Raw genomic sequence first — 26056 nt, 5'->3', positions numbered from 1 at the left:
AAATCTCACCAAAGCCGCTTTTGATACGGGAAATATCATCTGACCCAAGGTCAAATAGAGAACTGCCACTGTCCATTCTTACAGAACAGCTAAAGCAACTGATCAAAAAAAGGAAGTCTCGGCATAACCTAAAACAGTAATTTTTTATGGTTAGGTTTGGCGCCGCCGATAGGACTCGAACCTATGACCGACTGGTTAACAGCCAGCCGCTCTACCTAGCTGAGCTACGGCGGCACAGCGCAAAGCGCATATGCTCTCTCAAGTCGGAAGTAGAGTATTTAAGTTTAGTTCTTTGGTTATGCGGGTATGGCTTTGGTTTCTTGTTCTCTGGCTTTGCGTTTGGCTATCCATGTGAAGACTTTGTAGCCGCTTTTGAGTGCGGGGCTGTACCATTTTCCTGAGAAGGTTATGTCCATGAGGTTGCCGACCCAGTGGAAGTCGTGTTCGGCGCATTGGATGAGGAGTTGTTTGTGTAGGTTGTTTAGTTCGGTGTTTTTGAACCAGTCTTTGCTTTTGAGTTTGCCTAAGGGGACGAAGAATAGGGGGACTATGAGGCTGCGGCAGTTTTTGAGGTCGTCTATCATGTCCATGGTTTTGAGCAGGTCGTCTTCGGTTTCTTCGGGTAAGCCGACGATGACTGTGCCGGCGGGAACCAAATTGTTATCATGCATCAACCCCATGCCCTGCTTAACCACTTCATGCCACTCTGAGGGTTTGAACGGGTACGCTTTAGCCGGCATAATCTTTTGTGCCAACTCGGCTGAGCCTGTTTCGATGCCGATTTCTGCGCCCCACCAATCCTGCTTCGTTAGTATAATCTCGCTTAACTGAGCGAACAGTTTGGGGTTTGAAGCAACCGCCGCAAGCGAACAGTGACTCCATGAGATGCTGTCGATTTTTGCCATAACCATCTCGTGTAGCTTGACGAGTTTTTTCTCGTCGGGAGTGACGTTGGTGCTGCCGTAAAGCATAACATCCTCGCCATGCAAACAGCAGACCTTGTTTTTGCCCTTCTCTATGTTGACGTCTATTTCCCTCATGATTTTGTCGTAGGGGTACCATCGTAGCGGGCGCAATGTGACGTTGCAGAATTCGCATCCCCGACAGCAGCCTCTGCCGATTTCTACTAAGCCGTTGACGGAGGGTTTTGTAATATCTGGAATATCATCAAGTTTAGGTACGTCGGTGGGGTTGACCGTGGTGTATTCGGGTAGGAATTCGCCTTTAACGGCTGATTCAAACAGGCGCCCAAGAACGTTTTCTGCTTCACCTTCCATGATGCAGTCGATGCCGTATTTTTTGGCGAAGTCCGGTCTATATTTGAACTGCCACGCACCTGGACCTCCGACAAGGATTTTTAGTCCGCGTTTTTTTGCTTTGACGATTTCTGGTTGGCTCAACAACCGCTTGAAATGCACTGCTAGGTAGGATTCTTTTTTGAACAGGGCAGAAAGGGTGCTTGAGGCGGGACCTAGTCCAAACGGGTCCATGGTATGTATGCCTAGTACGTCGGCGGTGTCTAAGAATTGTTTAAGGTGAGTGGGGCTTACGGTGGTGACATCAAAGTTTTCTTTTAGCAGTTGGGCTTCGATTTTTCGTAAACCATAGGGGGCTTCTTGGGGGGTGCCTTTTCGGGTTTTTATGTGGGGGAAAAACAGGTAGCTGTATATCCATTCGGGCAGGAAGTTTGGGGGTGCGCAGGTTCCAAAGCCTACGAATTCGTTTTTGTGGTAATTGCTCATTAGGGTTCGGTCGCTGGTTAAAAGTATCTTTGACGTTTTATCCTCACCTTCGCTGGTTCAGATGTTCACTCTCTCAACTTCTATGATGTGCGATTCATATTAATAAGATTTATTTGACGCCAAAAACGCGGTGATATACCTCATACAAAACTTATATGCCTCGAAATCGTTTGTATATAAACGTCAAGTTGATGTGTGGCTGTGTCGCCTGCGACTTTGATGATTAACATGGGAATATTTCTTTTTCTACAAAAACGTATATCAAGGAAATTTCCTATTTAATGAAAAACTATCGCGGAGCAAGTAGATTTGAAGAAAATGTTAGAATTCAGATGGCATGGTAGAGGAGGGCAAGGCGCATGGACTGCAAGCGAGCTTTTGGCACGAACAGCAATAGCCGAAGGCAAGTACATACAGTCTTTCCCCGAGTTTGGCCCCGAAAGGATGGGTGCACCCGTAGCGGCTTTCACGCGCATAAGCACCGAACCAATACGGATTCACTGCTCAGTATACGACCCTGACGTAGTAGTAGTCCTTGACCCGACATTGCTCAAAACTGTACCAGTCACCTCTGGAATAAACAGTGACGAAGACATAATCATAATAAACTCTGCAGAAGAACCTGCAAAACTAAAAGCAGACCTCAAAATCGAAAAAGGCGCGGTCTGGACAGTTCCAGCAACCGACATAGCCGTCAAAATTTTAGGTCAACCCATAACAAACACTGCCCTGCTAGGCGTTGTTGCACGTTCCACATCCGTGGTTTCCATGGACGGCATCGCAGAGACAGTTAAAGGCAAATTCCGCCCCGATATTGCCGAGAAAAACATTGCTGTAATCAAGCAAGCTTACGAGGAGGCAAAAGCATAATGGTTGATAAAAACTGGAAAGAAATCGCGCCCGCAGGCGTTTCATCAAAGCCAAGCACCCAGTTCCTAACAGGCGACTGGAAGACTTATACTCCTGTGCGTGACCCCGAAAAATGCACCACCTGCCTGCTATGCACCATATTTTGTCCCGAAGGCGCCATACACTGGAAACCCGAAACTGGCGAACTAGATTTTGACCTCAACTACTGCAAAGGCTGCGGCATATGCGCGAACGAATGCCCAACCAAAGCAATAACCATGACCATAAAATAGGTGAACAATTGTGATGAAAACTCAGGTTAAACAAGAACGCACCGCTATGAACGGCGACGAAGCAGTCGCGTTTGCTGTCAAACAGTCAGACGTTGATGTCGTAGCCGCTTACCCAATCACCCCCCAAACCATTATCGTAGAAAAGTTTAGTGAGTATGTAGCTGACGGCGAAGTTCAAACCGAATTCGTCTGTGTCGAATCTGAACACTCTGCTATGGCTGCTTCTGTAGCTGCTTCTGCAACAGGCGCACGCGTATTCACCGCCACCGCATCAGCAGGTCTAGCCCTGATGCATGAAATGCTCTTTGTAGCTTCTGGCTGCCGCACACCCGTAGTCATGGCAGTTGCAAACCGCGCATTATCCGCTCCGCTAAACATTCACGGCGACCACTCTGATAGCATGGCAGAACGCGACAGCGGCTGGATTCAAATCTACGTTGAAAACGCTCAAGAAGCCTACGACTCCATCATCCAAGCTTTTCGCATCGCCGAAGACCTAAACGTCACACTTCCCGTCATGGTCGGTTTAGACGGCTTCACTTTGAGCCACACCCTTGAGAACGTAACCGTGCTTTCCGACGAGGCAGCCAAAGATTTCGTAGGCGAACGCAAATTCCCGCTTGTAGCCACCCACGAAGGCAAAACCGCCCCCTTCAAGCTTGACCCCAAAAACCCCATGACTATGGGACCCATCGCACTGCAAAACTACTACTTCGAATTCAAGCGCCAGCAAGAAGAAGCCATGAAAAACGCCTTAGACGTCATCCAGAAAGTCCACGCCGAATACGCCGCAATGAGTGGTCGAAGCTACGGTGATGGTCTTGTTGAGAAGTACATGCTTGACGACGCCGAAGTCGTTGTTGTCGCTGCAGGCTCCACCGCGGGCACTCTAAAAACCGTAGTGGACGAAGTGCGCGAAACAGGCATGAAAGTCGGCTTGCTACGTCTGCGAACCTTCCGACCCTTCCCCGTCCAAGCCATACGCGACGCTCTCAAGAACGCTAAAATCGTTGGTGTCATGGATAAAAGCATGAGTTTTGGCGGAAACGGTGGCGCTCTCTTCCATGAAATACGCCACGCCCTCTACGACGCGCCCTCAAGACCCGTAATTGTGGATTACATTTACGGTTTAGGCGGCAGAGACACTAGTCCCGCAGGGTTCAAGAAAATCTTTGAGGAGCTAGCCAAGAACGCGTACGAGGACACTGTGTGTCAACCTGTAAACTTTGTAGGATTAAGAGAATAAGGAGAAAGAAAAATGTCTACTCAAGAAGAATGGAAATTTACTGCAAAAGACATCGCCCAAAAACCTGACCTGTTCACTGCAGGACACCGCGCCTGTGCAGGCTGTGGACCCGCCGCGGTTTTGCGCATGATCATGAAAGCCACCCGCGGACCAACCATCGTGACTGAGGCGACGGGCTGCATGGAAGTGGTCTCGTCGATTTATCCGTATACGTCTTGGGCTGTTCCATGGCTGCACACTGCCTTTGAAACTTCTGCGGCGAACGCTTCAGGTATAGAAGCTGCTTTGAGGATGCAAAAGAAAAAGGGCAAGCTCCAAGAACACGTTGACGTTATCGCGTTTGCAGGTGATGGCGGAACCTACGACATCGGCTTCCAAGCGCTTTCAGGTGCTATGGAACGCGGACACGACTTCCTCTTCGTACTCTACGACAACGAAGCATACATGAACACAGGCATCCAACGCAGCGGAGGCACCCCCATGGGCGCAGCAACCACCACCACCCCCGCAGGCTCAGTCATGCCCGGCAAACTCCAAAACAAAAAACCCATAACCGACATCATGGTCTCCCACGGCATCGAATACGTAGCAACCGCCGCACCCTTCTACTGGAAAGACCTCATGACCAAAGTCCGCAAAGGCCTAGAAGTCGAAGGACCCGCCTTCCTACACGTCTTTGCCCCCTGCCCCCGAGGCTGGAGAACCGCATCCAACAAATCCATCGAATACTCAAAACTCGCAGTCGAAACCTGCCTATTCCCCCTCTGGGAAGCAACCAACGGACAATACCAACTCTCCACCCCAAGCAAAATGTACGCCCTCGCACCCCAAACCAAAAAACCCGTCACCGACTACCTCAAAGGACAAGGACGCTACCGACACCTCTTCAAACCCCAAAACCAAAACGTACTCGACAACATCCAACAATGGACCGACAACCGCTGGCAACAACTACTACAAAAAACAGGCGACACCCCCAAAGCCTAACCCCCACCCTTCCTTTTCTTTGGTTAACTTTTGCTTGCTTTGTATCCTCTTCTTGACTTGATGTTTTACTGTTTTTCAATTCTTTGTTTTTTGTCTCTTAATTCGAAACCTAAAAAAACAATGGCGCCTGATGTTGATTCTGACTCGAATGACGGACTATGATTACCCAAAATACTACAGTGCCAAAACCTTTGCTGAACTAGTTAAAAGAGCACAAGTTGTGGACTACAAGTATCGGGTTACCCTAATAGCATCTGCGCTAATCACCATCCTTTTGGGTATTATATCCGTAAATCTTTTGACTCTTCTGCTCAATTTCATCACGGCGCCATTACTTGCTCTTGTAATTAATTTAGTTCTTTCTCTTATAATTTCAATAATAGCGGGTTCTGTACTCGTTGATATAGTGATGCGACTCCTTCGGTTGGTCTATGGAAAAATTCATGGTTATCCAAGTCCGGACGAATTTGTTTTTGCTCAATGCATTCTAACTGCACAACTTTTTTGTGAAAACAAACGTCTTAAGGCAGCAAGGAAAGCAAACACTATGTGCTACGAGTTTTCTGTTTTTTCAAAAAGTCCAAAATTCTTAAATCGCAGAGGCAGTTTGTATGCCGCAGAGTTTTCTATCCTAGCCAATAGAAAAACTGAGATGTGTCGTATGCTCCTTTTTTCAGAATCACAATTGGTAGATACCTTTACCAACTTTTCTCTTGCTCTTGTGAATCATGATGACCCTCGGGCATACCGGTATTTAGGTAGACTCGTTACGGAAGTTGAAAAATATAGTAGACTTGAAAGACACGCGAGGTTCATAAAACCTGTAAATAACATAAAAGGTATTTTAGAAATTTTGGTGGCGGTGGTTACCTTGGCAGTCAGTATCTTCAATATCATCATAGGCTGATTTCAATTAACATATCATAAAAGTCAAATACTTACATGCGCTATGCCTACCTAAGTGATGTATTGTGTCTGGGAAGAAGCGTTTGGCTGGTGAGGTTGAGGTTGATTTTGATAAGCTTGGTCGTATTGGCAGTAAGGTGAATGATTTGTTGTGTAGGCGTAGTAAGGGTGCGGTGGAGGCTTATGCGGTTTTGCGGTTTTTGTGTGTGTATTATGAGGAGGATTTGGGGATTGCGTTTGCGCCTGAGTTTGAAGAGGAGCTTAAGCGTGTGGTTAAAAAGTTAATTGAGAGCAAAAACGAGGCGGCAGGCTCCGCGGAAAAGGCTTCCTGAGTTAGTTTTGGGTTTGGGTTTTGTTGTAGGGTTCGCGTAGCTGGTTTGCCCTGCGGAAGAGGTTTTGGAGTTCTTCGTCTGTGGCGCCGTTTCTTATTGGGGTGAGCAAGTCGGTTAGGTTGTCGTTTCTCATGAGGCAGGGTTTGAGTTTGCCATCGCTGGTTACTCTCATGCGGGTGCAGTGCATGCAAAAGTCGGTGTTGTCAATGGGGTGGACGACTTCGACGTTGGCTTTTGGCAGGTGGTAGATTTTGCGGTTATGCATGAACGGGCGTATTTCGACGTTTACGGCTTTTTCTTCGAGCATAGCTTCGGTGGCATCTAGGAAGCGGTGGTGTTTTTCGTAGTAGGTGTTGCTCACGTTAATTGGGTCTAGCTCGATGAGCTGTAGCGTAACGCCGCTTTGCCCTGCGAACGTAATCATGTCGGGTATGTCGCCTACGTTTACGTCTTCTAAAACAACCATGTTTAGCTTTACGGGGCAAAACCCTGCATCCACCGCCGCCTGCACACCCGCCAGAGCATCTTGCACGTTGCCGCCTGTGAGTCTGTGATACGTAGCTGGATTCAACGTTGCCAGACTGATGTTGATGCGTTTAAGACCCGCCGCAAACAAATCCACCGCCATATCCTTGAGCATCAAGCCGTTAGTGGTCATTGACAAATCCTTCAACCCAGAAATCCCCGCGATGCCCCTAACCACCTCCACCACGTCCTTGCGCATGAGCGGTTCGCCGCCTGTGAGTTTTATGCGTTTGATTCCCAAGTCCACAGCGGTTTGGGCGATGCGCACAATTTCTTGTCTGGTCATTTTCTCAGCGCTGCGGTTTGCGCGTTTGACTTCTCCTTCGCGGTGGCAGTAGATGCATTTTAGGTTGCATCGCTGGGTAATTGAAATCCTCAAGTTTAGCAAGGGGCGGTTGTAGCAGTCGTGTAGGGTCATAATTGCCGTTGTTCCCGAGCGTGCTTGACGATATGAGCCGCTTCAGGAGATATAAGCAGTTCGACTGCAAACTTTACTGCGTCAGGGGAACCTGGTATGCAAAACAGTGCTTTGCCCTTGGCTACGCCTGCGGTTGCGCGCGTCATCAACGCGGACGAGCCCCGTTTATCATAGGTTACCCTGCGGAAGATTTCGCCAAATCCTGGTAGGGTCTTGTCAAAAAATGGTGTTATGGTTTCTATGGTTACGTCGGTTGGGGCTATGCCTGTTCCGCCGCAAAATACTGCTGCGTCTAAGCCTTGGTTGTCTATGACGCTTTTGACGGCATGCGCTATCATGTCTTGGTCGTCCAGTATCACGCGCTTAAACAGGACGCTGTGCCCTGCTTTTTTGAGGAGGAACTCTATGGTTTCGCCTGAAACATCTTTCACGTCCTCACCGTTCTCCAGTGCACGGTAACGGCTGGTGCTGCAGGTAAAAACTGCAAAATTCAGTTTCTTGGGGGCATGCGCCTTATGACTCTTAGTGCTCTCACTCATCACCCTTCCCCCGCTTAACCTTCTTCACAACATGTATGTCCTCAATAGCCGTGGACGGGTACTGCCCCTGAGCGTCTTTCTCGTACTGCTTGGTCATGTCCCAAACCGTCAGCAACGCCGCCGAAACCGCCGCAAGCGCCTCCATCTCCACGCCTGTTTGCGCACACGTCTTCACCAGAGCCGTCACCTCAACCATGCACTCGCCCGCGACTTTAGCTGTCACCTCCACGTTAGTTAACGGCAACGGATGGCACAAAGGAACGATTTCGCTAGTTCTCTTCGCTGCCAGTATGCCTGCAACCTTTGCGGTGTAGAGGGGGTCGCCCTTGGCTATTTCTTCTTCCCTGATGCGTTTTACGGTTTCGGGTTTGAGCCGTATGGTTCCACAGGCAGTTGCTTCCCTGAAAACTTGGTTTTTATCTGAAACATCAACCATAGTCAAACGTGTCGTCTCCTGTTTTAAAATGTGGTAAACAAGCTTTATGTTTCTTGTTCCCAAACATCGATGAGTTCTTGCACCGCCACGGCTTTAGGCGAAGCCTGATTGAACCTGTAGAGCCTAATTCGCCCATACGTTTTTTGCAACAGTATGCCCTCTTCTTCTAAGAGTTTTAAGTGACGGTTGGTTGCGGTGAAGTTAAGCCCTATTTCCCTTGCGATATGTGAGACGTTGAGTTCGCTAAGTTGGTTGATAAGTTTGAGGATTCTCATGCGCGGCTTGGACGAAAAAACCTCTTCAACATCCATGTTAGGCACCTCTTTCCCGTTCCAAAATCAACCGCAACGTCTTGGCTAACTCTTCAGCGGAAACAGACGGCAAATAAACCAGCGTCGAACGACCACGTGCGCCCTCAGACGAAACCACCGTTCGCAGCACACCCAACGCCGAAAGCAACTTGGCATAACTCCAAAGCTGCGTATGGCTAACTGGTTCTACCTCGTACTCTTCACAGATGACGCCGTATTCGTTTTCCAGCTCTGTTAGAGTCGCGTATGCTTTGGCGTTTTCTTTGAAAAACTCGGCTACGGAGAGCAAAAACAGTTTCTCATGCTGTCCCAGATTTGATACTTCGCCTTTTTGCAGCGTTGGGATGATGCTGGATATGGCTTTACGCACACACTCAGGAGTCACATCCCCCAAATCCTCCGCATCTGCGTACTTGCCTGCACGCCAAAGCAACTCTATAGCAAACCGTGCATTCCCGCTTTCGCCCTGAGCCAAATCCGCCGCCAAACAAACCACATCTTCCGCCACCGTGGATGCTTCAAACGCCATGGCTACGCGGTCGTTAAGAATATCTACTAGCTGCTCTTTGTCGTATGCTTCTAGGCGGATTATGTTTTGTTGTAGGGTGCTTTTGGCGCTGTCGTCGAGTTTTTTGGTGGCTTGCAAGTTGCGCATAATAAACAGCAAAGAGACCCGTTGTGGTTTTTCGGGGCGTATTTCTTGCATGCGGGTTAGGTTGTAGACGGAGTCTGAGCCTTCAGCTTCTATGAGGCTGTCAAACTCATCCAACGCCAAGACCATGTGCATGTTTTCTTCATCAAGCGTCTGCAGAAGCGCGCTTAGAATTTCTTCAGACGAGAAGCCGCGTTTGGGAAAGTTGGGGCGCAAAACAGCTACGGCGTGCTGCATGATAAGTGAGAGTTTGCCACGGTATTCTCGGCAGTTAACATGAACATAGCGTACGTTTACGCCGTTTTTGCGGGCTTGGCTGGTTATGTCTTGCCCAACACGCTGACACAACGCCGTTTTTCCCGTGCCCACTTCCCCCGTGACGATGACTCGCTGCGCCATGCGTTCAGGAAACTGGGTGAGAAAACTGAAAAACTCTGTGAGGAGGCGGTGTTCTTTTTCGCGGTGAGGCAAACGGCTAGGTATGTAGTTTATATCCAGCTTCGTCTCGTCTTTGAATACGCTCCTTCGAAACTTCACGGTTCTACTGCCTCCCCGTTTTATGTTCACGCCTTATTTGTATGGTCAAACAATACTGGTTAGAGTGACGCCTAATAAATCCGTTAGGCAAGTCTTCTGTTGCTTCTTTTGAGTTTTGGTGTATAACGCTTTAGGGGCATCAGGGTGGTATGTGCAACACTTTTTTAAATACGTTGACTGTATTTATTTTGTGGTTTTCTATGTCAAAAAAGTATCAAGTATACCGAGACGTTCAAGACAAGTTTCGTTTTCGACTCATGGCCGAAAATAACAAAATCATTGCTGTAGGCGAAGCTTACGAACAACATGCAAGCTGCATAAAAGGCATAAAAAGCATACAGGCAAACTGCAACGCAGAGATTGAAGACCTGACCGTTGAAGGTCCAAGAATTAACAACCCAAAATACCAGGTTTTCTTCGATAAAAGCTGTGGGTACCGATTCCATTTGACTGCTACGAACGGCGAAATCATAGCTGCAAGCGAAGGGTACGAAGCAAAAAGCGGCTGCTTGAACGGAATACACGCTGTTAAAGCGAGCTGTGATGCAGAAATTGAAGATTTGACCACTACACAAAAACCCAAAGAAGACACAATGTCTTATGATGCATTGGAACTTCCGCCTGTTGTCGCGTCTGAACCCGCACCTGCGCCTGTTCGAACAGTAACCGATGGTCCAGTTCCAACAACCATTGAACTTCAGAGTCTTTCAACCTACAAAAAAGACGACCCTGTGTTCTTCAAGGGACGACTCGTCAGAAGTGATTCTGGAGAAGGAATACCTAAAGCCAAGATTGACATCTATGAGCGCGACCGTTCCCTGCTGGGCGACGACTTCTTAGCGTACGGCTACACCTCTGAAGATGGAACCTTCAAAGTCGACTGGAGAGCTAGGTCTTTGACATGGTTCGAAAACACTGGCCAAGTCTACGCGTACTTCAAAGGAACCGAAGACGCCAAACCCTCAAAAAGCACCATACAAAAAATAATCATCGAATAAGGGGACTTTCCCCAACTTTTTCTTCTTTTCATACGCTTTTAAATCTGACTAAGTTTAGACGAAACCTTTCTTCGAAGCTTTTGACTCAGCAACCTTCTCTGCGCGTTTCAAGCTGTTACACGTTTTCTAACTGGCACTCACAACCTATTTGCTGTCTATTTGGCTGCTGTTTTTAATTGTATGCAGAAACGATAGGGGGAGGGGGTCTACTAAAACAGCAGAAAACTTGGTTATCCATGGTTTTTTCGTTCAAACTTACGCGTGCTGGAAATGGGGCGAATCAAAATTCAATGGAACTATTGTCCAGAAAAACCTTTTTAAACAAATGCTGTACTGTCTATCTGCGACAACAATGATACCAAAGTATTTCTTCTTAACAAAAGGCGTTGGTAAGCATAAGGAGCAGCTTCAATCGTTTGAGTTGGCACTTCGAGATGCAGGTATTCAGCATTGTAACCTTGTCAGCGTCTCAAGCATCGTGCCCCCCGGCTGCGAATTACTTCCACGTGAACAAGGTCTAAAAATGGTTGAGCCCGGAGAAATCACGTTCGTAGTCATCGCCAGAAACGCCACAAACGAACCCCACAGACTCGTTGCCTCCTCTATCGGCGTTGCCATACCCTCAGGCAAAAACCAGTACGGCTACCTCTCCGAACACCACTGCTTTGGACAAAACGACGAAACCGCAGGCGACTACGCAGAAGACCTCGCCGCTACCATGCTCGCAACAACCATGGGCATCCAATTCGACCCCGAAAAAGCATGGGACGAACGCAAACAACTCTTCAAAACCAGCGGACTCATCATAAAAACAGCCAACATCACCCAAACCGCCGTAGGCGACAACAACGGCTTATGGACAACCTCCATAGCAGCAGCCGTCTTCATCGACGATAAACCCCTCAAACCATAACCTTTCTTTACTATTTCCTAAAAAAAGCCCTTGTTTGGGCGTTATTTTTTTCGTGCTTCAATTATGCCACGGCATTGCTCGGCGTATTGGCAGTATTCTAAGCAAGCGGCGTTTTTGCTGGGGCGTTTCCATTGGGCTCCGCATTCGCTGCAGGTTGTTTCGTCTTCGTCGCTCCAGATTTCCAGTTCGCTGCCGCAGACGTGGCATTGGATGTAAGCGACGGTTGGCTGCAGAAACTCACGCAGACCCGGGCATGTTTTCGGATTCTTGGGCACCGAGGGGTCTTTAGAGTTCATGCACTTCACCCCCAACAGTTACCTCGTACTCCTTCACGGGGATTTGTTTGCCTGAAGCCTCAACTGCGCGCTCCACCGCCCATTTAAGCCCTGAACAGCACGGAACCTCCATGTGCGCAACAGCTATGCTTGAGACGTTGTTTTGCTTTAGTATCTCGCCGAGTTTTTGCGCGTACGCTCTGGCGTCATCAAACTTTGGGCAGCCAATTATAACCCGCCGCCCCACAAGCATCGTTTCGTGGAAGTTGTGCATGGCAACAGGGGCGCAGTCCGCAGCCACCAGTAACTCTGCGTTTTCGTAGAATGGTGCTTTGGGTGGAACCAAGTTGATTTTTACTGGCCACTGCGGCTTAGCGGGTTGAGTGATGGCGGCTTTTTTGGTTTTAAGGTACTCATGCACTTCTTGTTCGCTAAACGCATCTGCTTCGCGCTCGGTTATAGTTATAGCACCTTGCGGGCATTCCCCCAAACACGCTCCCAAACCGTCGCAGTACGTGTCCTTGATGATTCTGGCTTTCCCATCCACAATCTGCAACGCACCCTCCACACACTTCGGAATACACTTACCACAGCCGTTACACAAACTCTCGTCGATATTTACAATTTTTCGTACAACCATACTATTTCTCTCCTTTAAGGCACTTCCCGCCCGTGGGGCAAAACTTTTGGGCATGATTTTCCACAGCCGCAAAAACCGCGCCGATGGTTTCTTTGTTGACTTCGTACATGCGTTTCTTGCCGTCTCTTTGCGTGTGGATAAAGTTGCATTCCAGTAGCGGCTTAAGGTTATGCGATACCATGCTTTGCTCCTGACCTATTGCCAGCGCCAACTCGTTTACGCTCATTGGTTTGTCCATAAGCAACTCCAGCACTGCCAGCCGCGTAGGATTCGCCAAATTCGTAAAAAACCGATGGCAAATCTGCGTCAAACCCTGCTTCAAACAACAACACGCCCCATAGCGGTCACCACAACACTTTCATGAACAACAATTCATATGAACAAAACTTCATATAAACTTGTTGGCTGCCCCGACCCCAACCAGCCCGTGGAAACGGCAAAACTATTATGTTCCCTGATGCCTTATCCCCGTGGATGCGTATGAAGTTTAGCGGAAAATCGGCGACTGCCATTATTGTTTATCCTAAAGATAAGATTTTGTTGGCGAAGCGTACTACGCCGCCGTTTATTGGTTTTTGGGCTTTGCCTGGGGGGCGTGAGGAGGCGGGTGAGACGCCTGAGCAAAATGTTGTGCGTGAAGTTAAAGAGGAAACTGGTTTGGATGTGGAGGTTCTCTACAAGCTGGGCTCGTACAAAGAACAGGGCGTTCAAGGCGGTTACGAATACGATTACAACCCAACATGCTTTGTCGTAAAACCTGTGGGTGGAGAGTTGAAGAAGCAGGAAACCGAAATCTCCGAGCTTCGCTTGTTTAGTTTGGATGCGTTGCCCGCGGAACTGGCTTTTGAACACGGACAAATGATAAAAGATTACCTTGCACGGCAAACACCGTAAACCAAACGTTTCTATTTGCTGCTTGGGCGCTTTTTGGCTTTGGGCGGGGTCAAAGTAATTAATCTGCCCGCATATTATCTGGGTTATGCCCCCTCAAACCGTCGTCAGCCTCCCAAACGAGCTGCTTGAAAACATATACACTGGCGCAAAACACTTCTACCCACGCGAAAGCTTCCTACTGCTACGAGGGAAAAAACGCAAAAACATCATATACATAACTGATTTGCTCATGGCACCTTTTTCTGTTCACGGAAACGGCTCCGCCAGCTTCCCCATGCACATGTTACCCATGGATTTCTCGTTGGTCGGCACGGTGCATTCGCATCCTTCAGGGAACATCTCGCCGTCAGATGTGGATTTGAACCATTTTTTTGGCAGAATTTTGATGATTGTAGGTCCACCCTTTGAAGGCGCGGCGTGCGTGGCGGTTTATGACTCGAACGGGGACAGGTTGCCTGTGGAACTAACCGATGAGTAATCGCCTGAAGTGTTATTGGCTGTTTTGAGCTTGGCTGGCTGCTGCTTTTTGGTATTCGCGTATGAAGTCTGATGCGAATTTGTCGGCGTTTTTTTCTGTGCCTTTGTGTTGGTGTTCGACGTTTTTGCTGCGTAGGTGATGGTAAAACTCGTGCAGGACGACAAACGGGTTGGCGAGCATGTCGCTGTTGAGCAGGCTTATGGTCTGCGTTTTGGCTGCATATGTCCCGTAAGCTTTGCGGCTGTGACCTTTTGGCAACCCAATCTTTAGTTTGGGCGTGTCGGTCTGGTATTGTTTGGAGAGCAATTCTAGGGCTTCTTCTGTTTGGCTGTTAAGAATAAGATGGACAACTGCGACTTTGAAGTTAGCTTCCAACCTGGTACCTTCCACGTATACATGGGACTACTGGGTAGCCTCTAAAAAACCTGCCTTTGCTATACTGACCCTGCGATGACCAATACGTTGTTTGCAACCACAACCAATGTTATGGCTATGACGCCTGCATACGCGGTTTTGATGAAGTTGTGTCCTATTTTGAATGCTTTGCTTGCTTTGTCGTAAGTGCTTGCCAAGATTTTTCTTGCCGAATAGAAAATTAGCACCACAACAAGGGTTGTTGCCAGTTTGAGAAGCGTAAATGCTGCCAAGTTCGTATGCACCAGCCCCGCCATGAAAGGGTTGCATTCAACTGCTCCAAAATACGATATGCCTATGCCTGTGGTGAGGCAGTCCATAGAACCCGCTAACACAAGCAGCAAAGCCGGAAACACACTCGTCTTAAACATTAACTCACGCTTCTCCTTACACTTTTAGGATAACTGCTTCTTGGCTTTGGGCGCTTAAGAACAAAATTGCCTTTCTTGACATATTACGCAAACCGTAACTGCAAAAGGCAACGTTAAAAACCGCGCAGCTGCTCTCGTAAACACAAACCCCCACGCACGTTGGGAGGTGAAAAACCAATGCCAGTAGTCATAGTTGAAACTTGGAGTGGAAAAACCAACCAGCAAAAAGCAAAACTAATCAAAGGCATAGCCCAAGCATTCGAAGAAATCGGCGTCCCAAAAACCGACGTCACCGTCATAATCCACGACGTACCAAAAACCAGCTGGGGAAAACGTGGCGAACCCGCAGCCACCTAAAAATAACCCACCACAAACGCACGTTGCTTGCTTTGCCACCCCGCCTCTTGCCTGTTGTTAGAGGGTGTGGGTGTGTATCCACTGTTTTGTGGCTAGGTTATATTCCCAGATTTTTAGTCCGTGGCGGCTGTGTTTTTTGATGCGGTTTTGTATGTATTTTTCCAGTTTATCGTTTGCCTGCAGCTGAGCGGTCATGGGGTAGGGTTCGTTGTAGGTTACGCCTGGTTTGCGGTAGCTGAAAACTTGGCAGCGGTTGGATATGGCGCCTGCAACTATGGGGAAGGATTGGCACATGAGGGGTCGTTTCTGGTAGATTTGGCACTGATTTTGCTTGTTTACGTAGGGGCAGCAGTTCACGTTAATCTGGTACAACACAATGACTTCGGGTTCATCTTTGAATCCGATGCCCATTTTGGGTGAGATGACCTTTTCTGGGAAAAGTTCGGTTTCTTTTTGGGTTAGAGGTAAACCACGCAGTACGCCGCCGCGGGTTTCGAGTATGTTTTGGCAGCATTTGGCGCATTGTGCGCATTGGAAGTCGTCGGTTTGGCTCATTTATTGCGGCATCCCCTTGTTACTGCTTATTTTGTGGGTGCTTGGGCTCTTTTATACCCTGCCGCGTGTACTCTTCAATTCATACTGTAGATTCATACAGGTTAAATTCTACTATAACTCACTGTTTTGTTGGCGAAAAACAAAATGAACAAACCTGCGAGAATACTCGTAATTGATGATGATGAGAACATCCGCAAAGTTGTGTTGGCGATATTAAAGGATAATGGATACGAAGTAGATACCGCAGATTCTGGTAGTCAAGCTATAGCTAAAACTGAGAAGAACTCTTATGACTTGATGCTTGTCGACATCAGGCTCCCTGACATGGAAGGCACCGAACTTTTAAGCAAAGTCCACGACACCACCCCCAAAATCCGCAAAATCATGGTCACCGGGTATCCTACTTTGCAAAACGCCGTAACAGCCGTCAACAAGGGCGCAGACGCATACGTCATGAAACCCTTTGACGTTGACAAGATGCTTGAAACCATCAAAGAACAACTAGAAAAGCAAAGACAAGAACGCGCCTTTAGCGAACAACGCGTAGCTGATTTCATCCAAACCCGCATCAAAGAACTCGACAGCAAAGACACCCAAGTACACTAAACCCCCAATCTCCTGCCGTAGCCCCTGCTGCTGCGCGTAGTGTTTCTTTGCACCCGACACGTTCCCAAAGCAACCCCTACAAACTCTTTTAACGTCTGAGCACCAAACGTCCACGTAGGGTTACCATAGCGCAATCCGTTACAGTTGCAGTCAGCATAAACGTAGAGTTGTTTTCCAAAATAATCGTATGCTGCTTGGCGTGCGTTGCCGTATCTGGGTTCTGGTAACACTTTGAAGGGCCACAGTTTGCATGCGTCAGGCTTCATTCTCTGCAGTCCACACAAGCGGTTGCCTCCGGCATGGCAAAGAAAAGCGCAGTCGCCGTTATACGCGCGTTTGATAAACAGTTTATCCAAGCCTACAATGGTTTTGTCAGCACCAAAACTCTGCGTTATCCTGAGCCACTCATGAAATTTTAGCACGACACCGTACTTTTGGCAGCATTCCCCACATCCCGTGCAAGCCCAACTGGAGATTTGCCTCCACGGAACAAACTGTGACGCATCCATCTCCCTTTGTAGGGCAGCAGCGGCGGTTTAAAGGCTTTTGCAGGCAGTTAGGGTTTTTGGTAGAGGTATATTGTGTGTGCAGGGTAGCCTTTTGCTTGGTTTTCTACGAATTTTTCTGTTTTTAGGGGGTTCCAGCCTGTTATTTCGTAGTCGTGGCTGATAACGCGTACGCCAGGTTTTAGTTGGGCTTCAAGTTTGGGTTTGATTTTTTCGTTGGCGCTGGTGGTTAAGTACAGGAAAACAACGTCTGCCAACGCGATGTCGGCGTTGAATATGTCGGCGTTTATGATGGTGACGCGGTCGTCGAGTTTGTTTTCGTGTATGACGTTCATTGCCCGCTTGGCTAGGTCTTCTCGCATTTCGATGCCTACTGCTTTGGCTCCAAACGTTTTAGCCGCCATGATGACTGCTCGTCCGTCACCTGAACCTAAATCGAAAAGAACTTCACCTTTTTTCAGCTCCGCCAGCTTTAACATGTACCTAACAACTGGTACTGGGCTGGGTACAAAAGGGGCAATAAACATTGACGCTTCGTCCTGTTTTTCACTTATGCCCTGTTTGATGTTTAAGTTTTACGCAAGCCCGTTTAGGCGACGTAGGCGTTTCTTTTAGCCGTGGGTCTTCGGGCTTCTCCGCATTTGACACAGCTTTGAGCACACAAATCCAAGTATTTCTCTTCATCGCCTGACCCTACTGCCTTAGATGCCTTCAAACAAAGACCGCTAGGTTCAATGCATCCTTCCTCCTTGCACAAACCCGCAACATACCTGCAAATATCCTCCACATCCTTTGGCTCCAACACCGCCCGATTCGTTCGCACCAACAAACACAACTCACGCGCCATAACACACGTCTTAACATACTTAACCCGATCAAGAACCTCTTCACGCATCTTCTTGCGACTAATCTCCAATACAATCACCTAACGTACTAACTGCCTTACCCAATACTCCCTACCATGCACTTAAAAAGTTACGGTGAACCCGCCTATCCCCCCGCAACGCGCCTGTTTGTCGTCTGTTTGGTTGCTGGTTTTATTTGTATGCAGAAAAGGGGGGAGGGGGGTCTGGTTTTGGGTTTGTGGTGTTTAGTTTGGATGGGGTAGGTGTGGATGGTTATGTGGTTGGGGTGTTTTGCAGATTGTACGTTTTTGTTCCAAAATGCTTTTACGTTAGACATCTTGCTTAGTGTTGTTAACGTATAATAGGTAAACCCATCTTGGAAGACGTTTCTGAGAATGTTTTTGAGTTGCTTGTTAAGCCGGTGCGAAGGCTTGTGGAGCAGAAGGGCTTCAAGAAGCCTACGGAGCCCCAAGAAAAGGTTATTCCTAAAATTTTGGCAGGCAAGAATGTCCTTTTGATTTCTCCCACTGCTACTGGGAAGACTGAGGCGGCTTTTTTGCCCGTGCTAAGTCTGCTGCTTCAGGCGCCGCGAACCCCCGGAATCAAAGTGCTCTACGTCACGCCGCTTAGGGCTTTGAACCGTGACATGCTTGAACGGCTCGAATGGTGGTGCAACAACCTTGACATACGCTTGGCAGTTCGCCACGGCGACACCGAAGCCAAAGAACGCACCCGACAATCCCGCAGCCCCCCCGACATCCTAATAACCACGCCCGAAACACTGCAGTCCATGCTTTCAGGATGGCTCCTTCGCCAGCACCTGCAAAGCCTGCAATGGATGATAATCGACGAAGTCCACGAACTATCGGATAGCAAACGCGGCAGCCAACTCTCCCTAGCCCTGGAGCGGCTGCGTGACCTCAAAGGCAAAAACTTCCAAATGATAGGCCTATCCGCAACCATTGGGACGCCCGACAAAGTCGCAGAGTTCTTAGTTGGGGACCAGCGTCCCGTGGATATTGTGAGGGTTTCTGTGGCGAAGATGGTAAAGCTTGAGGTTTTGTATCCTAAACCCGATGAGGAGGATGTGCGTTTGGCGGAGAAGCTGTACACGCATCCTGAAGTGGCGGCTAGGCTTAGGGTTATTCGCGATTACATGAGCAATCACAAGTCGGTTTTGCTTTTCACGAACACGCGCTCGATTAGTGAGGTGCTGGCGAGCCGAATCAAAGTCTGGGACATGAACTTTCCCATTAGCATCCACCACGGCAGCCTCGCCAAACCCAGCCGCATAGCCGCAGAATCAGGACTCAAACGCGGCGAACTCAAAGGGCTCATAGCAACCAGCAGCCTTGAACTGGGCATAGACGTTGGACGCATCGACCTTGTTATCCAGTACATGAGCCCCCGCCAAGTCACACGGCTAATTCAACGCGTGGGCAGGGCAGGCCACACCTACGGACACACCGCACAAGGCATAATCATAGGAATGGACTCCGACGACGTCTTAGAAGCGATGGTCATAGCCCGCCGAGCCCTCAACGAAGAACTCGAGCCCGTAACGGTACCGCCCAAACCCTACGATGCCCTGACCCATCAGGTTGCAGGGCTGCTTTTGAAAACCCGACGCTTATCCTTCAACGAAATCCTGCAAGTCTACAAGAACGCCTACCCCTACGAAAACCTAACCATGGAGGAAGTCGAGAAGGTTCTCAAGTATATGCATGGGCGTTTTCCGCGGTTGGCTTGGGCGTCTTTTGAAGACCAGGTTGTTTTGAAGCCGTCTAAGAGCAAGGCGCTTTTCGAATACTACTTTGACAACTTGAGCATGATTCCCGAAGAAAAACAGTTCCTTGTTATCGACCAGGCTTCTGATAGCAGCATTGGCGTTCTTGACGAAGCTTTCATGGCAGAATACGGCAAAGCAGGCACTAAATTCATCATACGCGGCAGCCCCTGGCAAATCGTGCACACCACCGACGACAAAGTTTACGTGCGCTCAGTAAATGACCCTTCAGGTTCCATCCCAAGCTGGATAGGCGAAGAAATTCCTGTTCCCTACGAAATCGCGCAGGAGCTGGCTTGGATACGTGGTTTTGTGGAGGAGAAACTGCAAAGCGGCACCTCGGTTGAGCAGGTCAGCATACTACTTGGTGAGCGTTACCCCGCTAAACCCGAGACTATCCAGCGGGCGTTAACCGAAACCGCAGAGCAAGTGCAGCTGGGCATTCCTGTTCCTACGCCAAACCGCCTCGTGTTTGAGGGCTGGACCGAATTTGTTATAATCCACACCAACTTTGGCTCCCTAACCAACCGTGCCCTCTCCCAACTGCTAGGGCAAGTACTCTCGGAGAAGCTGGGTTTTGGCATAGTCGTACAGCACGACCCCTACCGCATATTCGTACAGACCTTAGGCAACGCAGACGCCACGCGGCTCGTTGGGGTTTTCAACGAAATCAAAGAGCTCTCCGAGCAGGCAATCAAACAGACCCTGCTACGCTCCACCGTAAAAACTGGGCTCTTCAAACGCCGCGTCATACACGTAGCCCGACGCTTTGGAGCCCTCAAAAAATGGGCAGACTTTAGCAACGTAAGCCTGCAAAAACTAATCACCAGCTTCGAAGGCACCCCCATCTACGAAGAAGGACTAAAAGAAGTCTTCACCAAAGACCTTGACGCCGACGACCTAGTCCGAGTCCTCAAGCAGATGAAAAACGGCGAAATCCACTTTGTAGCCGTAGACAACCAAGGCAACGCCACGCCCGTTGCGCGAACAGGCATTGAACGGGTAAGCATGAAAACCGACCTTATCCCGCCTGAACGCATGCGCGTGGTTCTGGTGGAATCGGCTAAGGCGCGGCTTTTGGATGAAACGGGCACGTTTGTTTGTACGCGTTGCTGGGATTATTTGGATTCGATTCGCCTCAAGGATTTGCCTGATGTGCCTAAGTGTCCATGTTGTGGCTCCTCTGAGTTGGGGCTGCTAAAGGTTACTGAGGAACGTGCGGAGCCGTTGGTGGTTAAGAAGGGGCAAAAGCTCACAAAGGACGAAGAGAAACTGCGTGACTGGGCAATGCAGACCGCGCAGGTAATTGGGAAATATGGCAAGCCCGCCGCCGTTGCTTTGAGCGGTAGAAAAGTAAAAGCCTCCGACGCCGCCAAGGTGCTTGAACAGGAACCCAAGCTGAACGCGGGCTTTTATGAGTTGGTTCTTGAGGCAGAGCGCAAAGCCTTGAGCAAACGTTTTCGCTGATTTTCCGTGTGTGGATGAGGTTTTTTCTTTGTTTTTTGTGGGAGTTTGTTTCCTAAACTTGATGTTTTTGCGTGGTTTCTTTGCGGGGTTTGCGTTTATTTTGTTTACTGTATGCTTGCCTGTTTTTGTTAGGCTCCAACGTTTTTGCACTGTTTCATGTTAATTTTGAGTGTTGCGATATATGTGTTTTCGATTTGAACTTATGGACAAGTTTTTTATTTTCCGTCATGTGAAACATGCATAGTTATTATTAGAGGAACTTAAAATGGGCAAATGTCCAAAATGTAACACTGAAGTTGCTCAACCAAAGAAGACCTGGAAAATGGCTGGCAGACCAGACAAGGCTGGAAAAAGAATGCAGCTTGAAATCGGGCTTTTTGAATGCCCCAAATGTCACGCAACCTTCCGCGAAGTACTTAGTAAACAAAAAATCTAACGGCGTAACTGGCTTTCGTTTGCTTCTCCCAACCCTCCCTTTTGTTTTTGGTTTGAGTTTGTTTTCGATATTGGTAAAGTATTAAAGCGTCAAGTTCTACCTCCAACAAGACTGCTCTATAATCTCAAAGGAGGCAGGGTTTGACCGCTACAATCAAGAGAATCTGTAAGAACGATTATTTCCAGACAGGCGTTACAGTCGCTTTGTTTTTGGTGCTTATCGTTGGCTTTTACGTGGCTGAGACCTCTGGGTTCATCGCTGTAGTCCCAAGCGGCAGCATGTGCATTCCATACGGTGGTGCCTGTGACGGTTGGACTCACCCCTTTGACCGTACCCTGCACGTAGGCGATATACTGCTTATCCAGCCTGTTGACCCCGCAACCCTCAACGCAGATTACCCCAACAGCGACGTTATCGTCTTTCATAACCCCAGCAGAACCGACGAGCTTATAGTCCACCGCATAACCGCTGAAACCCAACTCAACGACATAAGATACTTCTACACTAAAGGCGATGGCAATCCTCCTGTCAGCTGGCCTGACCCTGTGCAGCCTTACATGTATGACCATTGGTACTCCAGCAACACCAGCATTCCACAAGGTTCTGTTAGCCAAGACCTTGTCGTAGGCAAAGTTTCCATGCGCATACCTTGGATTGGGCACATAGCACTTTTCACACAAAGCGTCTTTGCTGGAAACTACAAATACCTAGCCATGCCCATAATCGCGTTGCTCATTGTCCTGCTTATAACCTACGAGTTCATCTTGCCCCTCATCAAAAAACAAAGGTCACCACCGCAAAATCTGTCTGAAACAGCTCTTCACAGGTAACTTTTAAAACGTAACCTATCCCTTACAAGACCATAAACATCGAGGAGGAAGCTACAGCTTGACTGCCCCCATAAAGCGCCTATGGAAAAACGACTACTTCCAAACAGTAACTGTCATCCTCTTAATCGTGGGCATCGTTTTCGGTTTCTGGTATGGTTCCCAGTTAGCTTTGAACACTGATATTCCTCCTGCTTTAGCCGTAGTAAGCGGCAGCATGTGTATCCCGTACGGTGGTGCCTGTGACGGTTGGACCCATCCTTTTGACCACACCCTGCACATCGGGGACCTAATAATCATCCAAGGCGTAGACCCAAAAGACCTCAAAGTTGACTATCCCGACAGCGACGTTATCGTCTTTCAACGCCCTGACAGACCTGAAAATGACCCCTACGCAAAAATTGTGCACCGCATAACTGAAAGCGTAGAAGTGAACGGAACACTATATTTTTACACTAAAGGCGATGGTAATCCCCGCTACAGTTGGCCTGTTGTCTCTGACCCTGCTTACTACGATAACTGGCGTTCTAGCCCCACAGACTCCACCAGCACCTACAACGGCGCGGTTTCAGAAGATTACATCTACGGCAAGGTAATTTTGCGCATACCTTGGGTTGGGCATTTGGCCATTTTTGCGCGTAGCTTTTTTGGTTTAAACAATTTGGTTATTGTGGTGCCTGTGATTATTTTGCTTATTATTTTGTTGGTGATTGCAGAGTTTGTGTTGCCTTTGATGAGGAGCAGAAAAGCAGGTGTAGATGAGCGCAACACGGTTTCTTCGGAGTCGTAACAATTAGATGTATTTATTAACAAAGCCTATTTAATACAAATAATCACAGTTGATTTAAAGCATGTCCACGCCTACCGCTAAATCCAGCATAAGCATACAAAACGTAGTTGCCTCGGCTACTTTAAACCAAAAAGTAGACCTCAACTCCGTAGTGAAAGGCTACCCCGGCGTAGAATACCGCCCTGAACAGTTCCCCGGGCTTGTTTTTAGGCTAAAAAGACCCAAAACCGCCACCCTAATTTTTAGTTCAGGAAAAATGGTTTGCACAGGCGCAAAATCCGAAAAAGAAGCCCGCCGTGCCGTCATGAAAGTTGTCAAGGAACTCAAGAAAGGCGGTATAATCATCATAAGCAAGCCTGAGCTTAAGATACAAAATATTGTGGCGTCGGCAAGTTTGGGCGGCATGATTGATTTGGAGAGGGCTGCTTACACTTTGGGCAGAGCCATGTATGAGCCTGAACAGTTTCCCGGTTTGATTTACCGTATGGCGGAGCCAAAAGTTGTGATTTTGCTGTTTGCAAGCGGCAAACTCGTTTGCACGGGTGCTAAAAAGGAAGAGTATGTGTACGTTGCGGTTGAGCAGTTGCATAAGCTGTTGGAAGAGCAAGACCTGATTTTCTACGACTAACGCTTAGGTTGGTTAGCCTTCTTTTTCTTGATTTGTTTCATAATCACGTTGAGGCTTTCTTCGTCTATGGTGCCCATTTCGTAGAGTGATTTGGCTACTTCGCTTATCTTGAGCACCGCCTGCAAGTCTATGCCTTTTTGGTTAAGCTTTTCTTTTGCGCCCTCTTCACGGTCCAGCAGCGAAACCGCGTTGACGACTACGCCGCCTTCTGCCCTAACCGACTCTGCAGCTTGCCCCAACGTCAACCCCGTCGTTGTCAAATCATCAACCAGCAAAACCCGCTCGCCGCTGACCAAAACCCCCTCCACACGCCGCTCACGACCCTGACCCTTATCCTCCTTACGCACATACAAGAACGGTTTTCCAAGATTGTACGCCACCTGCGAGGCAAAAGGAAGACCCGCCAAGGGAATGCCTGCGATGCGGTCAAAACTTTTCATCCCTATCTTCTTTTTTATGGTCTGCTCGTACAAGGCGCAGATGTCTTTGAAGGCGTCAGGAAAACTAGGAATAACCCTCAAGTCAATGTAGTACGGGCTTACTTTGCCGTCTGCCATGTCAAAGAGCCCAAATTGCAGGGCATCAATTTTTGTTAAGATTTTTGCCATTTCGGTTTTTTTGGTTTTAGCCATTTTGGGATTCACCTTTGGAGATTTGGTAAATCTTGTTCACTTCGGGGATGAGACATGCTGTTTTTGGCATGTCTTTGCGAAGGATTTGGGCAAATTTTTTCTGGCTTGCCACCGAGTTCGTGTGATACGGTATTGCTACTTTGGGTTTGGTTAACCACGCGATTTCCGAACCTGCTTCTGGGGAGGTTCCCTGTGCAATGCCTACTGTGCAAAATACGATGTCGAGTTTTTCTCGTAATCCGATGTCTACCATTTCGGGGTATGGCATGCTGTCGGCGGTGTGGAAGATTTTTACGCCGTCTTCGCTGGTTATGATGAATGAGACGGGGGATGCGGCGGCTTTGTGGTTGCATTTTTCGGATTTGACGTTGACTGCACCGATTTTGATGTGGTCGCCTGGTTTGGTTTCGTAGAGCTTGTTTGAGGACAGGTTTGTTTTGAGGCTTTTGATTGAGGTGGCGTCTGCTATGACTGCGCAGCCAGTGGTTTTCTGAAACTCGGCTATTAGGCGTTGGTCTAAGTGGTCGTAGTGTTCATGAGTTATTAAAATCGCGTCGACTTTGGGAAAATTGCGGGCTTTGACATCTACAGGGTCTATTAGGAGTGTTCGCGTTGGGGTTTTAATCAGGACTCCAGCGTAGTTGTTGAGCCACACGAACAGGATACTGTTTTTCTCGGGAACCTTGTCTACTGGCATGTATAATCTTCTCGGTAGTATTATTAGTTGATGCGTTTAAAAGGGATTACGCTACGCTCCATACCTCATTACCCCTCTATGGCTACATCGCTCCCAGCGTGGTGATTAGGAACAGGGCATAGACTATCAGGAACAATGCTCCTTCTCTCCATGTTAGTTTTCCTTGGGATATGAAGTACCAGAAGAACAGGTTTGTGATTATGGAGAATATGACCAAGTTCTGGTATGCTGCCATGTTCATGACTATGGGTGTGCCTATGAGCGCGGGTACGAAGAGTGTGATTCCCAGTATGAGGGTGATGTTTACGAAGCTGCTGCCGATTATGTCTCCAAACGCCAACGCGGATTGTCCTTTGCTGAATGCTTTTAGATCTATCGTGAGTTCTGGCAGGCTGGTTCCAAACGCGATTATGGTTGCGCCTATGACCGTTTGGGGAATGCCTGCGCCCTGAGCTATTGAAACTGCGGAGTCCACAAGAAAATGCGCGCTTGCTACTACGCCCAAAGCACCCACAATTGTCAGCAGCCCATAGCGTTTTAGTTTTGACTTTCCCTCTGAGGGAGTGGCTTCCGAGTTTTCGTCAGTTGGCAGTCTAACCTTGGACATGTTGTACATGTAAACCACGAAAATAGAAATCAGGATAAACCCTACAACCCATGTGGCTTCGCTAATGTAAATCAACACGAGCGGTATCATGGAGGAGACCAGTAACCCAAAGTATATGCTGTTTAGCTCTGACTTTGCGAATTCTGGAACTAAGTTGGATGCGCTGGGCATTTTTTTGCGTTTGAAAAACAAGACAAGCGCGGCTAAACCGACCACGACGCAGATGTTAACGATGTTTGAGCCCAACGCGTTTCCTACTGATATGGGCGCGCCGCCCGAAAGCGCAGCGTTAACAGCCACGGTTAACTCAGGCAACGACGTCGAAAATGCAAGCAAACTAAAACCAACAGCGGTTTTTCCTAGGCGCGTAGCAGTTGCTACCTTTACAGCGTTTCCGATGGTGAGGCTGCTTGCATAGTTCAAAACAACAAACGAGGCGCTAATTATCAAGATATTAACTATAAGGTCACCAAATTCTATAGCCATGCCTTATGTTCCTCCAGATTTGTTTTTGTTTTAAAAACCTTGTTTATGCTGGGCTTGCATATTGCCCATTCATGT

The 26056-nt window shown here is 48.3% G+C and carries 35 protein-coding genes and 1 tRNA gene; 17 read left to right on the top strand and 19 right to left on the bottom strand.

What is annotated here, in order from left to right; genetic code table 11:
- Nucleotides 1-157: 157 nt before the first annotated feature.
- A tRNA-Asn gene (locus NWF04_04415) sits at nt 158-234 on the bottom strand.
- Nucleotides 235-296: 62 nt separating this feature from the next.
- Nucleotides 297-1742: a B12-binding domain-containing radical SAM protein gene (locus tag NWF04_04410; protein ID MCW4005825.1), complete on the bottom strand. Its 1446-nt coding sequence runs from the start codon at nt 1740-1742 to the stop codon at nt 297-299.
- Between the two features lie 318 nt (nt 1743-2060).
- Between NWF04_04410 and NWF04_04405 the strand changes: the two genes are divergently transcribed.
- From NWF04_04405 to NWF04_04380, 6 genes are all read left to right on the top strand, one after another.
- Entirely contained in the window at nt 2061-2612 is a 552-nt protein-coding gene (locus tag NWF04_04405) for a 2-oxoacid:acceptor oxidoreductase family protein (GenBank protein MCW4005824.1), read from the top strand.
- A complete protein-coding gene (locus NWF04_04400; protein ID MCW4005823.1) occupies nt 2612-2884 on the top strand; it encodes a 4Fe-4S binding protein in 273 nt (90 codons plus the stop codon). Before NWF04_04405 ends, NWF04_04400 begins: the two co-directional genes overlap by 1 nt.
- Before the next feature lie 13 nt (nt 2885-2897).
- Nucleotides 2898-4130: a pyruvate ferredoxin oxidoreductase gene (gene porA, locus NWF04_04395; protein MCW4005822.1), complete on the top strand. Its 1233-nt coding sequence runs from the start codon at nt 2898-2900 to the stop codon at nt 4128-4130.
- 12 nt (nt 4131-4142) lie between these two features.
- Nucleotides 4143-5117 carry a thiamine pyrophosphate-dependent enzyme gene (locus NWF04_04390; GenBank protein MCW4005821.1) on the top strand — a complete coding sequence of 325 codons (975 nt, stop codon included), beginning with the start codon at nt 4143-4145 and terminating at the stop codon, nt 5115-5117.
- Nucleotides 5118-5265: 148 nt separating this feature from the next.
- Nucleotides 5266-6024 carry a hypothetical protein gene (locus NWF04_04385; GenBank protein MCW4005820.1) on the top strand — a complete coding sequence of 253 codons (759 nt, stop codon included), beginning with the start codon at nt 5266-5268 and terminating at the stop codon, nt 6022-6024.
- A 64-nt stretch (nt 6025-6088) separates the two neighbouring features.
- Nucleotides 6089-6355: a hypothetical protein gene (locus NWF04_04380; GenBank protein MCW4005819.1), complete on the top strand. Its 267-nt coding sequence runs from the start codon at nt 6089-6091 to the stop codon at nt 6353-6355.
- Between the two features lies 1 nt (nt 6356).
- Here NWF04_04380 and moaA read toward each other — a convergent pair whose 3' ends face one another.
- Genes moaA through NWF04_04355 form a run of 5 tightly spaced genes read right to left on the bottom strand, consistent with a single transcriptional unit; the run spans nt 6357 to nt 9773 of the window.
- Entirely contained in the window at nt 6357-7298 is a 942-nt protein-coding gene (moaA, locus tag NWF04_04375; GenBank protein MCW4005818.1) for a GTP 3',8-cyclase MoaA, read from the bottom strand.
- Nucleotides 7295-7837: a molybdenum cofactor biosynthesis protein MoaB gene (locus NWF04_04370; protein MCW4005817.1), complete on the bottom strand. Its 543-nt coding sequence runs from the start codon at nt 7835-7837 to the stop codon at nt 7295-7297. Before NWF04_04370 ends, moaA begins: the two co-directional genes overlap by 4 nt.
- On the bottom strand, nt 7830-8279 hold the full coding sequence (moaC, locus tag NWF04_04365; GenBank protein MCW4005816.1) for a cyclic pyranopterin monophosphate synthase MoaC: 450 nt from the start codon (nt 8277-8279) through the stop codon (nt 7830-7832). Before moaC ends, NWF04_04370 begins: the two co-directional genes overlap by 8 nt.
- Nucleotides 8280-8317: 38 nt before the next feature.
- A complete protein-coding gene (locus NWF04_04360; GenBank protein MCW4005815.1) occupies nt 8318-8584 on the bottom strand; it encodes a winged helix-turn-helix domain-containing protein in 267 nt (88 codons plus the stop codon).
- 1 nt (nt 8585) lies between these two features.
- Nucleotides 8586-9773 carry an ORC1-type DNA replication protein gene (locus tag NWF04_04355; protein ID MCW4005814.1) on the bottom strand — a complete coding sequence of 396 codons (1188 nt, stop codon included), beginning with the start codon at nt 9771-9773 and terminating at the stop codon, nt 8586-8588.
- Nucleotides 9774-9973: 200 nt separating this feature from the next.
- Between NWF04_04355 and NWF04_04350 the strand changes: the two genes are divergently transcribed.
- Nucleotides 9974-10771 carry a YegP family protein gene (locus NWF04_04350; GenBank protein MCW4005813.1) on the top strand — a complete coding sequence of 266 codons (798 nt, stop codon included), beginning with the start codon at nt 9974-9976 and terminating at the stop codon, nt 10769-10771.
- 352 nt (nt 10772-11123) lie between these two features.
- The gene (locus NWF04_04345; protein ID MCW4005812.1) at nt 11124-11684 is read left to right on the top strand and encodes an arginine decarboxylase, pyruvoyl-dependent; all 561 of its coding nucleotides are present in this window, start codon (nt 11124-11126) and stop codon (nt 11682-11684) included.
- A gap of 41 nt (nt 11685-11725) precedes the next feature.
- Here the strand turns inward: NWF04_04345 and NWF04_04340 are convergent, their stop codons facing one another.
- Genes NWF04_04340 through NWF04_04330 form a run of 3 tightly spaced genes read right to left on the bottom strand, consistent with a single transcriptional unit; the run spans nt 11726 to nt 12921 of the window.
- Nucleotides 11726-11980 (bottom strand): hypothetical protein, encoded by a 255-nt coding sequence (locus NWF04_04340; GenBank protein MCW4005811.1) that lies wholly within the window; start codon nt 11978-11980, stop codon nt 11726-11728.
- A complete protein-coding gene (locus NWF04_04335) occupies nt 11970-12599 on the bottom strand; it encodes a 4Fe-4S ferredoxin (protein ID MCW4005810.1) in 630 nt (209 codons plus the stop codon). Before NWF04_04335 ends, NWF04_04340 begins: the two co-directional genes overlap by 11 nt.
- A 1-nt stretch (nt 12600) precedes the next feature.
- Nucleotides 12601-12921 carry a metalloregulator ArsR/SmtB family transcription factor gene (locus tag NWF04_04330; GenBank protein ID MCW4005809.1) on the bottom strand — a complete coding sequence of 107 codons (321 nt, stop codon included), beginning with the start codon at nt 12919-12921 and terminating at the stop codon, nt 12601-12603.
- A gap of 158 nt (nt 12922-13079) precedes the next feature.
- Here NWF04_04330 and NWF04_04325 point away from each other — a divergent pair, with 158 nt between their 5' ends.
- Nucleotides 13080-13493, top strand: a complete 414-nt coding sequence (locus tag NWF04_04325; GenBank protein MCW4005808.1) for an NUDIX hydrolase — start codon at nt 13080-13082, stop codon at nt 13491-13493.
- Between the two features lie 85 nt (nt 13494-13578).
- Complete coding sequence (locus tag NWF04_04320) at nt 13579-13971, top strand: Mov34/MPN/PAD-1 family protein (GenBank protein MCW4005807.1); 393 nt, start codon at nt 13579-13581, stop codon at nt 13969-13971.
- Between the two features lie 12 nt (nt 13972-13983).
- Here NWF04_04320 and NWF04_04315 read toward each other — a convergent pair whose 3' ends face one another.
- Nucleotides 13984-14346, bottom strand: a complete 363-nt coding sequence (locus NWF04_04315; protein ID MCW4005806.1) for a hypothetical protein — start codon at nt 14344-14346, stop codon at nt 13984-13986.
- A 59-nt stretch (nt 14347-14405) separates the two neighbouring features.
- Entirely contained in the window at nt 14406-14756 is a 351-nt protein-coding gene (locus NWF04_04310) for a DUF5658 family protein (protein ID MCW4005805.1), read from the bottom strand.
- 177 nt (nt 14757-14933) lie between these two features.
- On the opposite strand from NWF04_04310, the gene NWF04_04305 reads away from it, so the two are divergent.
- Complete coding sequence (locus tag NWF04_04305; protein MCW4005804.1) at nt 14934-15113, top strand: tautomerase family protein; 180 nt, start codon at nt 14934-14936, stop codon at nt 15111-15113.
- A gap of 57 nt (nt 15114-15170) precedes the next feature.
- On the opposite strand, the gene NWF04_04300 is transcribed toward NWF04_04305, so the two are convergent.
- Complete coding sequence (locus NWF04_04300; protein ID MCW4005803.1) at nt 15171-15668, bottom strand: YkgJ family cysteine cluster protein; 498 nt, start codon at nt 15666-15668, stop codon at nt 15171-15173.
- A gap of 144 nt (nt 15669-15812) precedes the next feature.
- Between NWF04_04300 and NWF04_04295 the strand changes: the two genes are divergently transcribed.
- Nucleotides 15813-16274 carry a response regulator gene (locus NWF04_04295; protein ID MCW4005802.1) on the top strand — a complete coding sequence of 154 codons (462 nt, stop codon included), beginning with the start codon at nt 15813-15815 and terminating at the stop codon, nt 16272-16274.
- Here the strand turns inward: NWF04_04295 and NWF04_04290 are convergent.
- The 3 genes from NWF04_04290 to NWF04_04280 form a co-directional block, all read right to left on the bottom strand.
- Nucleotides 16271-16783, bottom strand: coding sequence for a YkgJ family cysteine cluster protein (locus tag NWF04_04290; protein MCW4005801.1), 513 nt, complete (start codon nt 16781-16783; stop codon nt 16271-16273). The two genes, NWF04_04295 and NWF04_04290, sit on opposite strands and share 4 nt — an antisense overlap.
- A 47-nt stretch (nt 16784-16830) precedes the next feature.
- Nucleotides 16831-17259: a class I SAM-dependent methyltransferase gene (locus NWF04_04285; protein ID MCW4005800.1), complete on the bottom strand. Its 429-nt coding sequence runs from the start codon at nt 17257-17259 to the stop codon at nt 16831-16833.
- A gap of 110 nt (nt 17260-17369) precedes the next feature.
- The gene (locus NWF04_04280) at nt 17370-17696 is read right to left on the bottom strand and encodes a hypothetical protein (protein ID MCW4005799.1); all 327 of its coding nucleotides are present in this window, start codon (nt 17694-17696) and stop codon (nt 17370-17372) included.
- A 305-nt stretch (nt 17697-18001) separates the two neighbouring features.
- On the opposite strand from NWF04_04280, the gene NWF04_04275 reads away from it, so the two are divergent.
- The 5 genes from NWF04_04275 (at nt 18002) to NWF04_04255 (ending at nt 23559) form a co-directional block, all read left to right on the top strand.
- Nucleotides 18002-20878 (top strand): DEAD/DEAH box helicase, encoded by a 2877-nt coding sequence (locus NWF04_04275; protein ID MCW4005798.1) that lies wholly within the window; start codon nt 18002-18004, stop codon nt 20876-20878.
- Between the two features lie 265 nt (nt 20879-21143).
- Nucleotides 21144-21314 (top strand): chorismate-binding protein, encoded by a 171-nt coding sequence (locus NWF04_04270; GenBank protein MCW4005797.1) that lies wholly within the window; start codon nt 21144-21146, stop codon nt 21312-21314.
- Nucleotides 21315-21454: 140 nt separating this feature from the next.
- The gene (locus NWF04_04265; GenBank protein MCW4005796.1) at nt 21455-22144 is read left to right on the top strand and encodes a S26 family signal peptidase; all 690 of its coding nucleotides are present in this window, start codon (nt 21455-21457) and stop codon (nt 22142-22144) included.
- Nucleotides 22145-22202: 58 nt separating this feature from the next.
- The gene (locus NWF04_04260; GenBank protein ID MCW4005795.1) at nt 22203-22931 is read left to right on the top strand and encodes a hypothetical protein; all 729 of its coding nucleotides are present in this window, start codon (nt 22203-22205) and stop codon (nt 22929-22931) included.
- Between the two features lie 61 nt (nt 22932-22992).
- On the top strand, nt 22993-23559 hold the full coding sequence (locus NWF04_04255; protein MCW4005794.1) for a TATA-box-binding protein: 567 nt from the start codon (nt 22993-22995) through the stop codon (nt 23557-23559).
- Here NWF04_04255 and pyrE read toward each other — a convergent pair.
- The 3 genes from pyrE to NWF04_04240 form a co-directional block, all read right to left on the bottom strand.
- Complete coding sequence (pyrE, locus tag NWF04_04250) at nt 23556-24191, bottom strand: orotate phosphoribosyltransferase (GenBank protein MCW4005793.1); 636 nt, start codon at nt 24189-24191, stop codon at nt 23556-23558. The two genes, NWF04_04255 and pyrE, sit on opposite strands and share 4 nt — an antisense overlap.
- Nucleotides 24184-24888: an MBL fold metallo-hydrolase gene (locus NWF04_04245; GenBank protein ID MCW4005792.1), complete on the bottom strand. Its 705-nt coding sequence runs from the start codon at nt 24886-24888 to the stop codon at nt 24184-24186. The genes pyrE and NWF04_04245 overlap by 8 nt, the downstream gene beginning before the upstream one ends.
- 82 nt (nt 24889-24970) lie before the next feature.
- Nucleotides 24971-25981, bottom strand: coding sequence for a sodium:calcium antiporter (locus tag NWF04_04240; protein ID MCW4005791.1), 1011 nt, complete (start codon nt 25979-25981; stop codon nt 24971-24973).
- Nucleotides 25982-26056: the final 75 nt, after the last annotated feature.

It is taken from the genome of Candidatus Bathyarchaeota archaeon (assembly GCA_026014465.1).
Classification (GTDB): Archaea; Thermoproteota; Bathyarchaeia; order Bathyarchaeales; family Bathycorpusculaceae; genus JADGNF01.
Note: the sequence above shows the minus strand (reverse complement) of the source record. Positions and strands in the feature narration are given on the sequence as shown.

Excerpts from the sequence above, each read along its gene's own strand:
- NWF04_04240 (MCW4005791.1), bottom strand. The coding sequence starts at position 25,981 with ATGGCTATAGAATTTGGTGACCTTATAGTTAATATCTTGATAATTAGC.
- NWF04_04305 (MCW4005804.1), top strand. The coding sequence starts at position 14,934 with ATGCCAGTAGTCATAGTTGAAACTTGGAGTGGAAAAACCAACCAGCAA.
- NWF04_04270 (MCW4005797.1), top strand. The coding sequence starts at position 21,144 with ATGGGCAAATGTCCAAAATGTAACACTGAAGTTGCTCAACCAAAGAAG.
- NWF04_04285 (MCW4005800.1), bottom strand. The coding sequence starts at position 17,259 with ATGTTAAAGCTGGCGGAGCTGAAAAAAGGTGAAGTTCTTTTCGATTTA.
- NWF04_04370 (MCW4005817.1), bottom strand. The coding sequence starts at position 7,837 with ATGAGTGAGAGCACTAAGAGTCATAAGGCGCATGCCCCCAAGAAACTG.
- NWF04_04385 (MCW4005820.1), top strand. The coding sequence starts at position 5,266 with ATGACGGACTATGATTACCCAAAATACTACAGTGCCAAAACCTTTGCT.
- NWF04_04320 (MCW4005807.1), top strand. The coding sequence starts at position 13,579 with ATGCCCCCTCAAACCGTCGTCAGCCTCCCAAACGAGCTGCTTGAAAAC.
- NWF04_04350 (MCW4005813.1), top strand. The coding sequence starts at position 9,974 with ATGTCAAAAAAGTATCAAGTATACCGAGACGTTCAAGACAAGTTTCGT.
- pyrE (MCW4005793.1), bottom strand. The coding sequence starts at position 24,191 with ATGGCTAAAACCAAAAAAACCGAAATGGCAAAAATCTTAACAAAAATT.
- NWF04_04400 (MCW4005823.1), top strand. The coding sequence starts at position 2,612 with ATGGTTGATAAAAACTGGAAAGAAATCGCGCCCGCAGGCGTTTCATCA.
- NWF04_04300 (MCW4005803.1), bottom strand. The coding sequence starts at position 15,668 with ATGAGCCAAACCGACGACTTCCAATGCGCACAATGCGCCAAATGCTGC.
- NWF04_04405 (MCW4005824.1), top strand. The coding sequence starts at position 2,061 with ATGTTAGAATTCAGATGGCATGGTAGAGGAGGGCAAGGCGCATGGACT.
- NWF04_04360 (MCW4005815.1), bottom strand. The coding sequence starts at position 8,584 with ATGGATGTTGAAGAGGTTTTTTCGTCCAAGCCGCGCATGAGAATCCTC.
- porA (MCW4005822.1), top strand. The coding sequence starts at position 2,898 with ATGAAAACTCAGGTTAAACAAGAACGCACCGCTATGAACGGCGACGAA.
- NWF04_04295 (MCW4005802.1), top strand. The coding sequence starts at position 15,813 with ATGAACAAACCTGCGAGAATACTCGTAATTGATGATGATGAGAACATC.
- NWF04_04340 (MCW4005811.1), bottom strand. The coding sequence starts at position 11,980 with ATGAACTCTAAAGACCCCTCGGTGCCCAAGAATCCGAAAACATGCCCG.
- NWF04_04325 (MCW4005808.1), top strand. The coding sequence starts at position 13,080 with ATGAAGTTTAGCGGAAAATCGGCGACTGCCATTATTGTTTATCCTAAA.
- moaA (MCW4005818.1), bottom strand. The coding sequence starts at position 7,298 with ATGACCCTACACGACTGCTACAACCGCCCCTTGCTAAACTTGAGGATT.
- NWF04_04255 (MCW4005794.1), top strand. The coding sequence starts at position 22,993 with ATGTCCACGCCTACCGCTAAATCCAGCATAAGCATACAAAACGTAGTT.
- NWF04_04335 (MCW4005810.1), bottom strand. The coding sequence starts at position 12,599 with ATGGTTGTACGAAAAATTGTAAATATCGACGAGAGTTTGTGTAACGGC.
- NWF04_04310 (MCW4005805.1), bottom strand. The coding sequence starts at position 14,756 with ATGTTTAAGACGAGTGTGTTTCCGGCTTTGCTGCTTGTGTTAGCGGGT.
- NWF04_04390 (MCW4005821.1), top strand. The coding sequence starts at position 4,143 with ATGTCTACTCAAGAAGAATGGAAATTTACTGCAAAAGACATCGCCCAA.
- NWF04_04410 (MCW4005825.1), bottom strand. The coding sequence starts at position 1,742 with ATGAGCAATTACCACAAAAACGAATTCGTAGGCTTTGGAACCTGCGCA.
- NWF04_04245 (MCW4005792.1), bottom strand. The coding sequence starts at position 24,888 with ATGCCAGTAGACAAGGTTCCCGAGAAAAACAGTATCCTGTTCGTGTGG.
- NWF04_04345 (MCW4005812.1), top strand. The coding sequence starts at position 11,124 with ATGATACCAAAGTATTTCTTCTTAACAAAAGGCGTTGGTAAGCATAAG.
- NWF04_04290 (MCW4005801.1), bottom strand. The coding sequence starts at position 16,783 with ATGGATGCGTCACAGTTTGTTCCGTGGAGGCAAATCTCCAGTTGGGCT.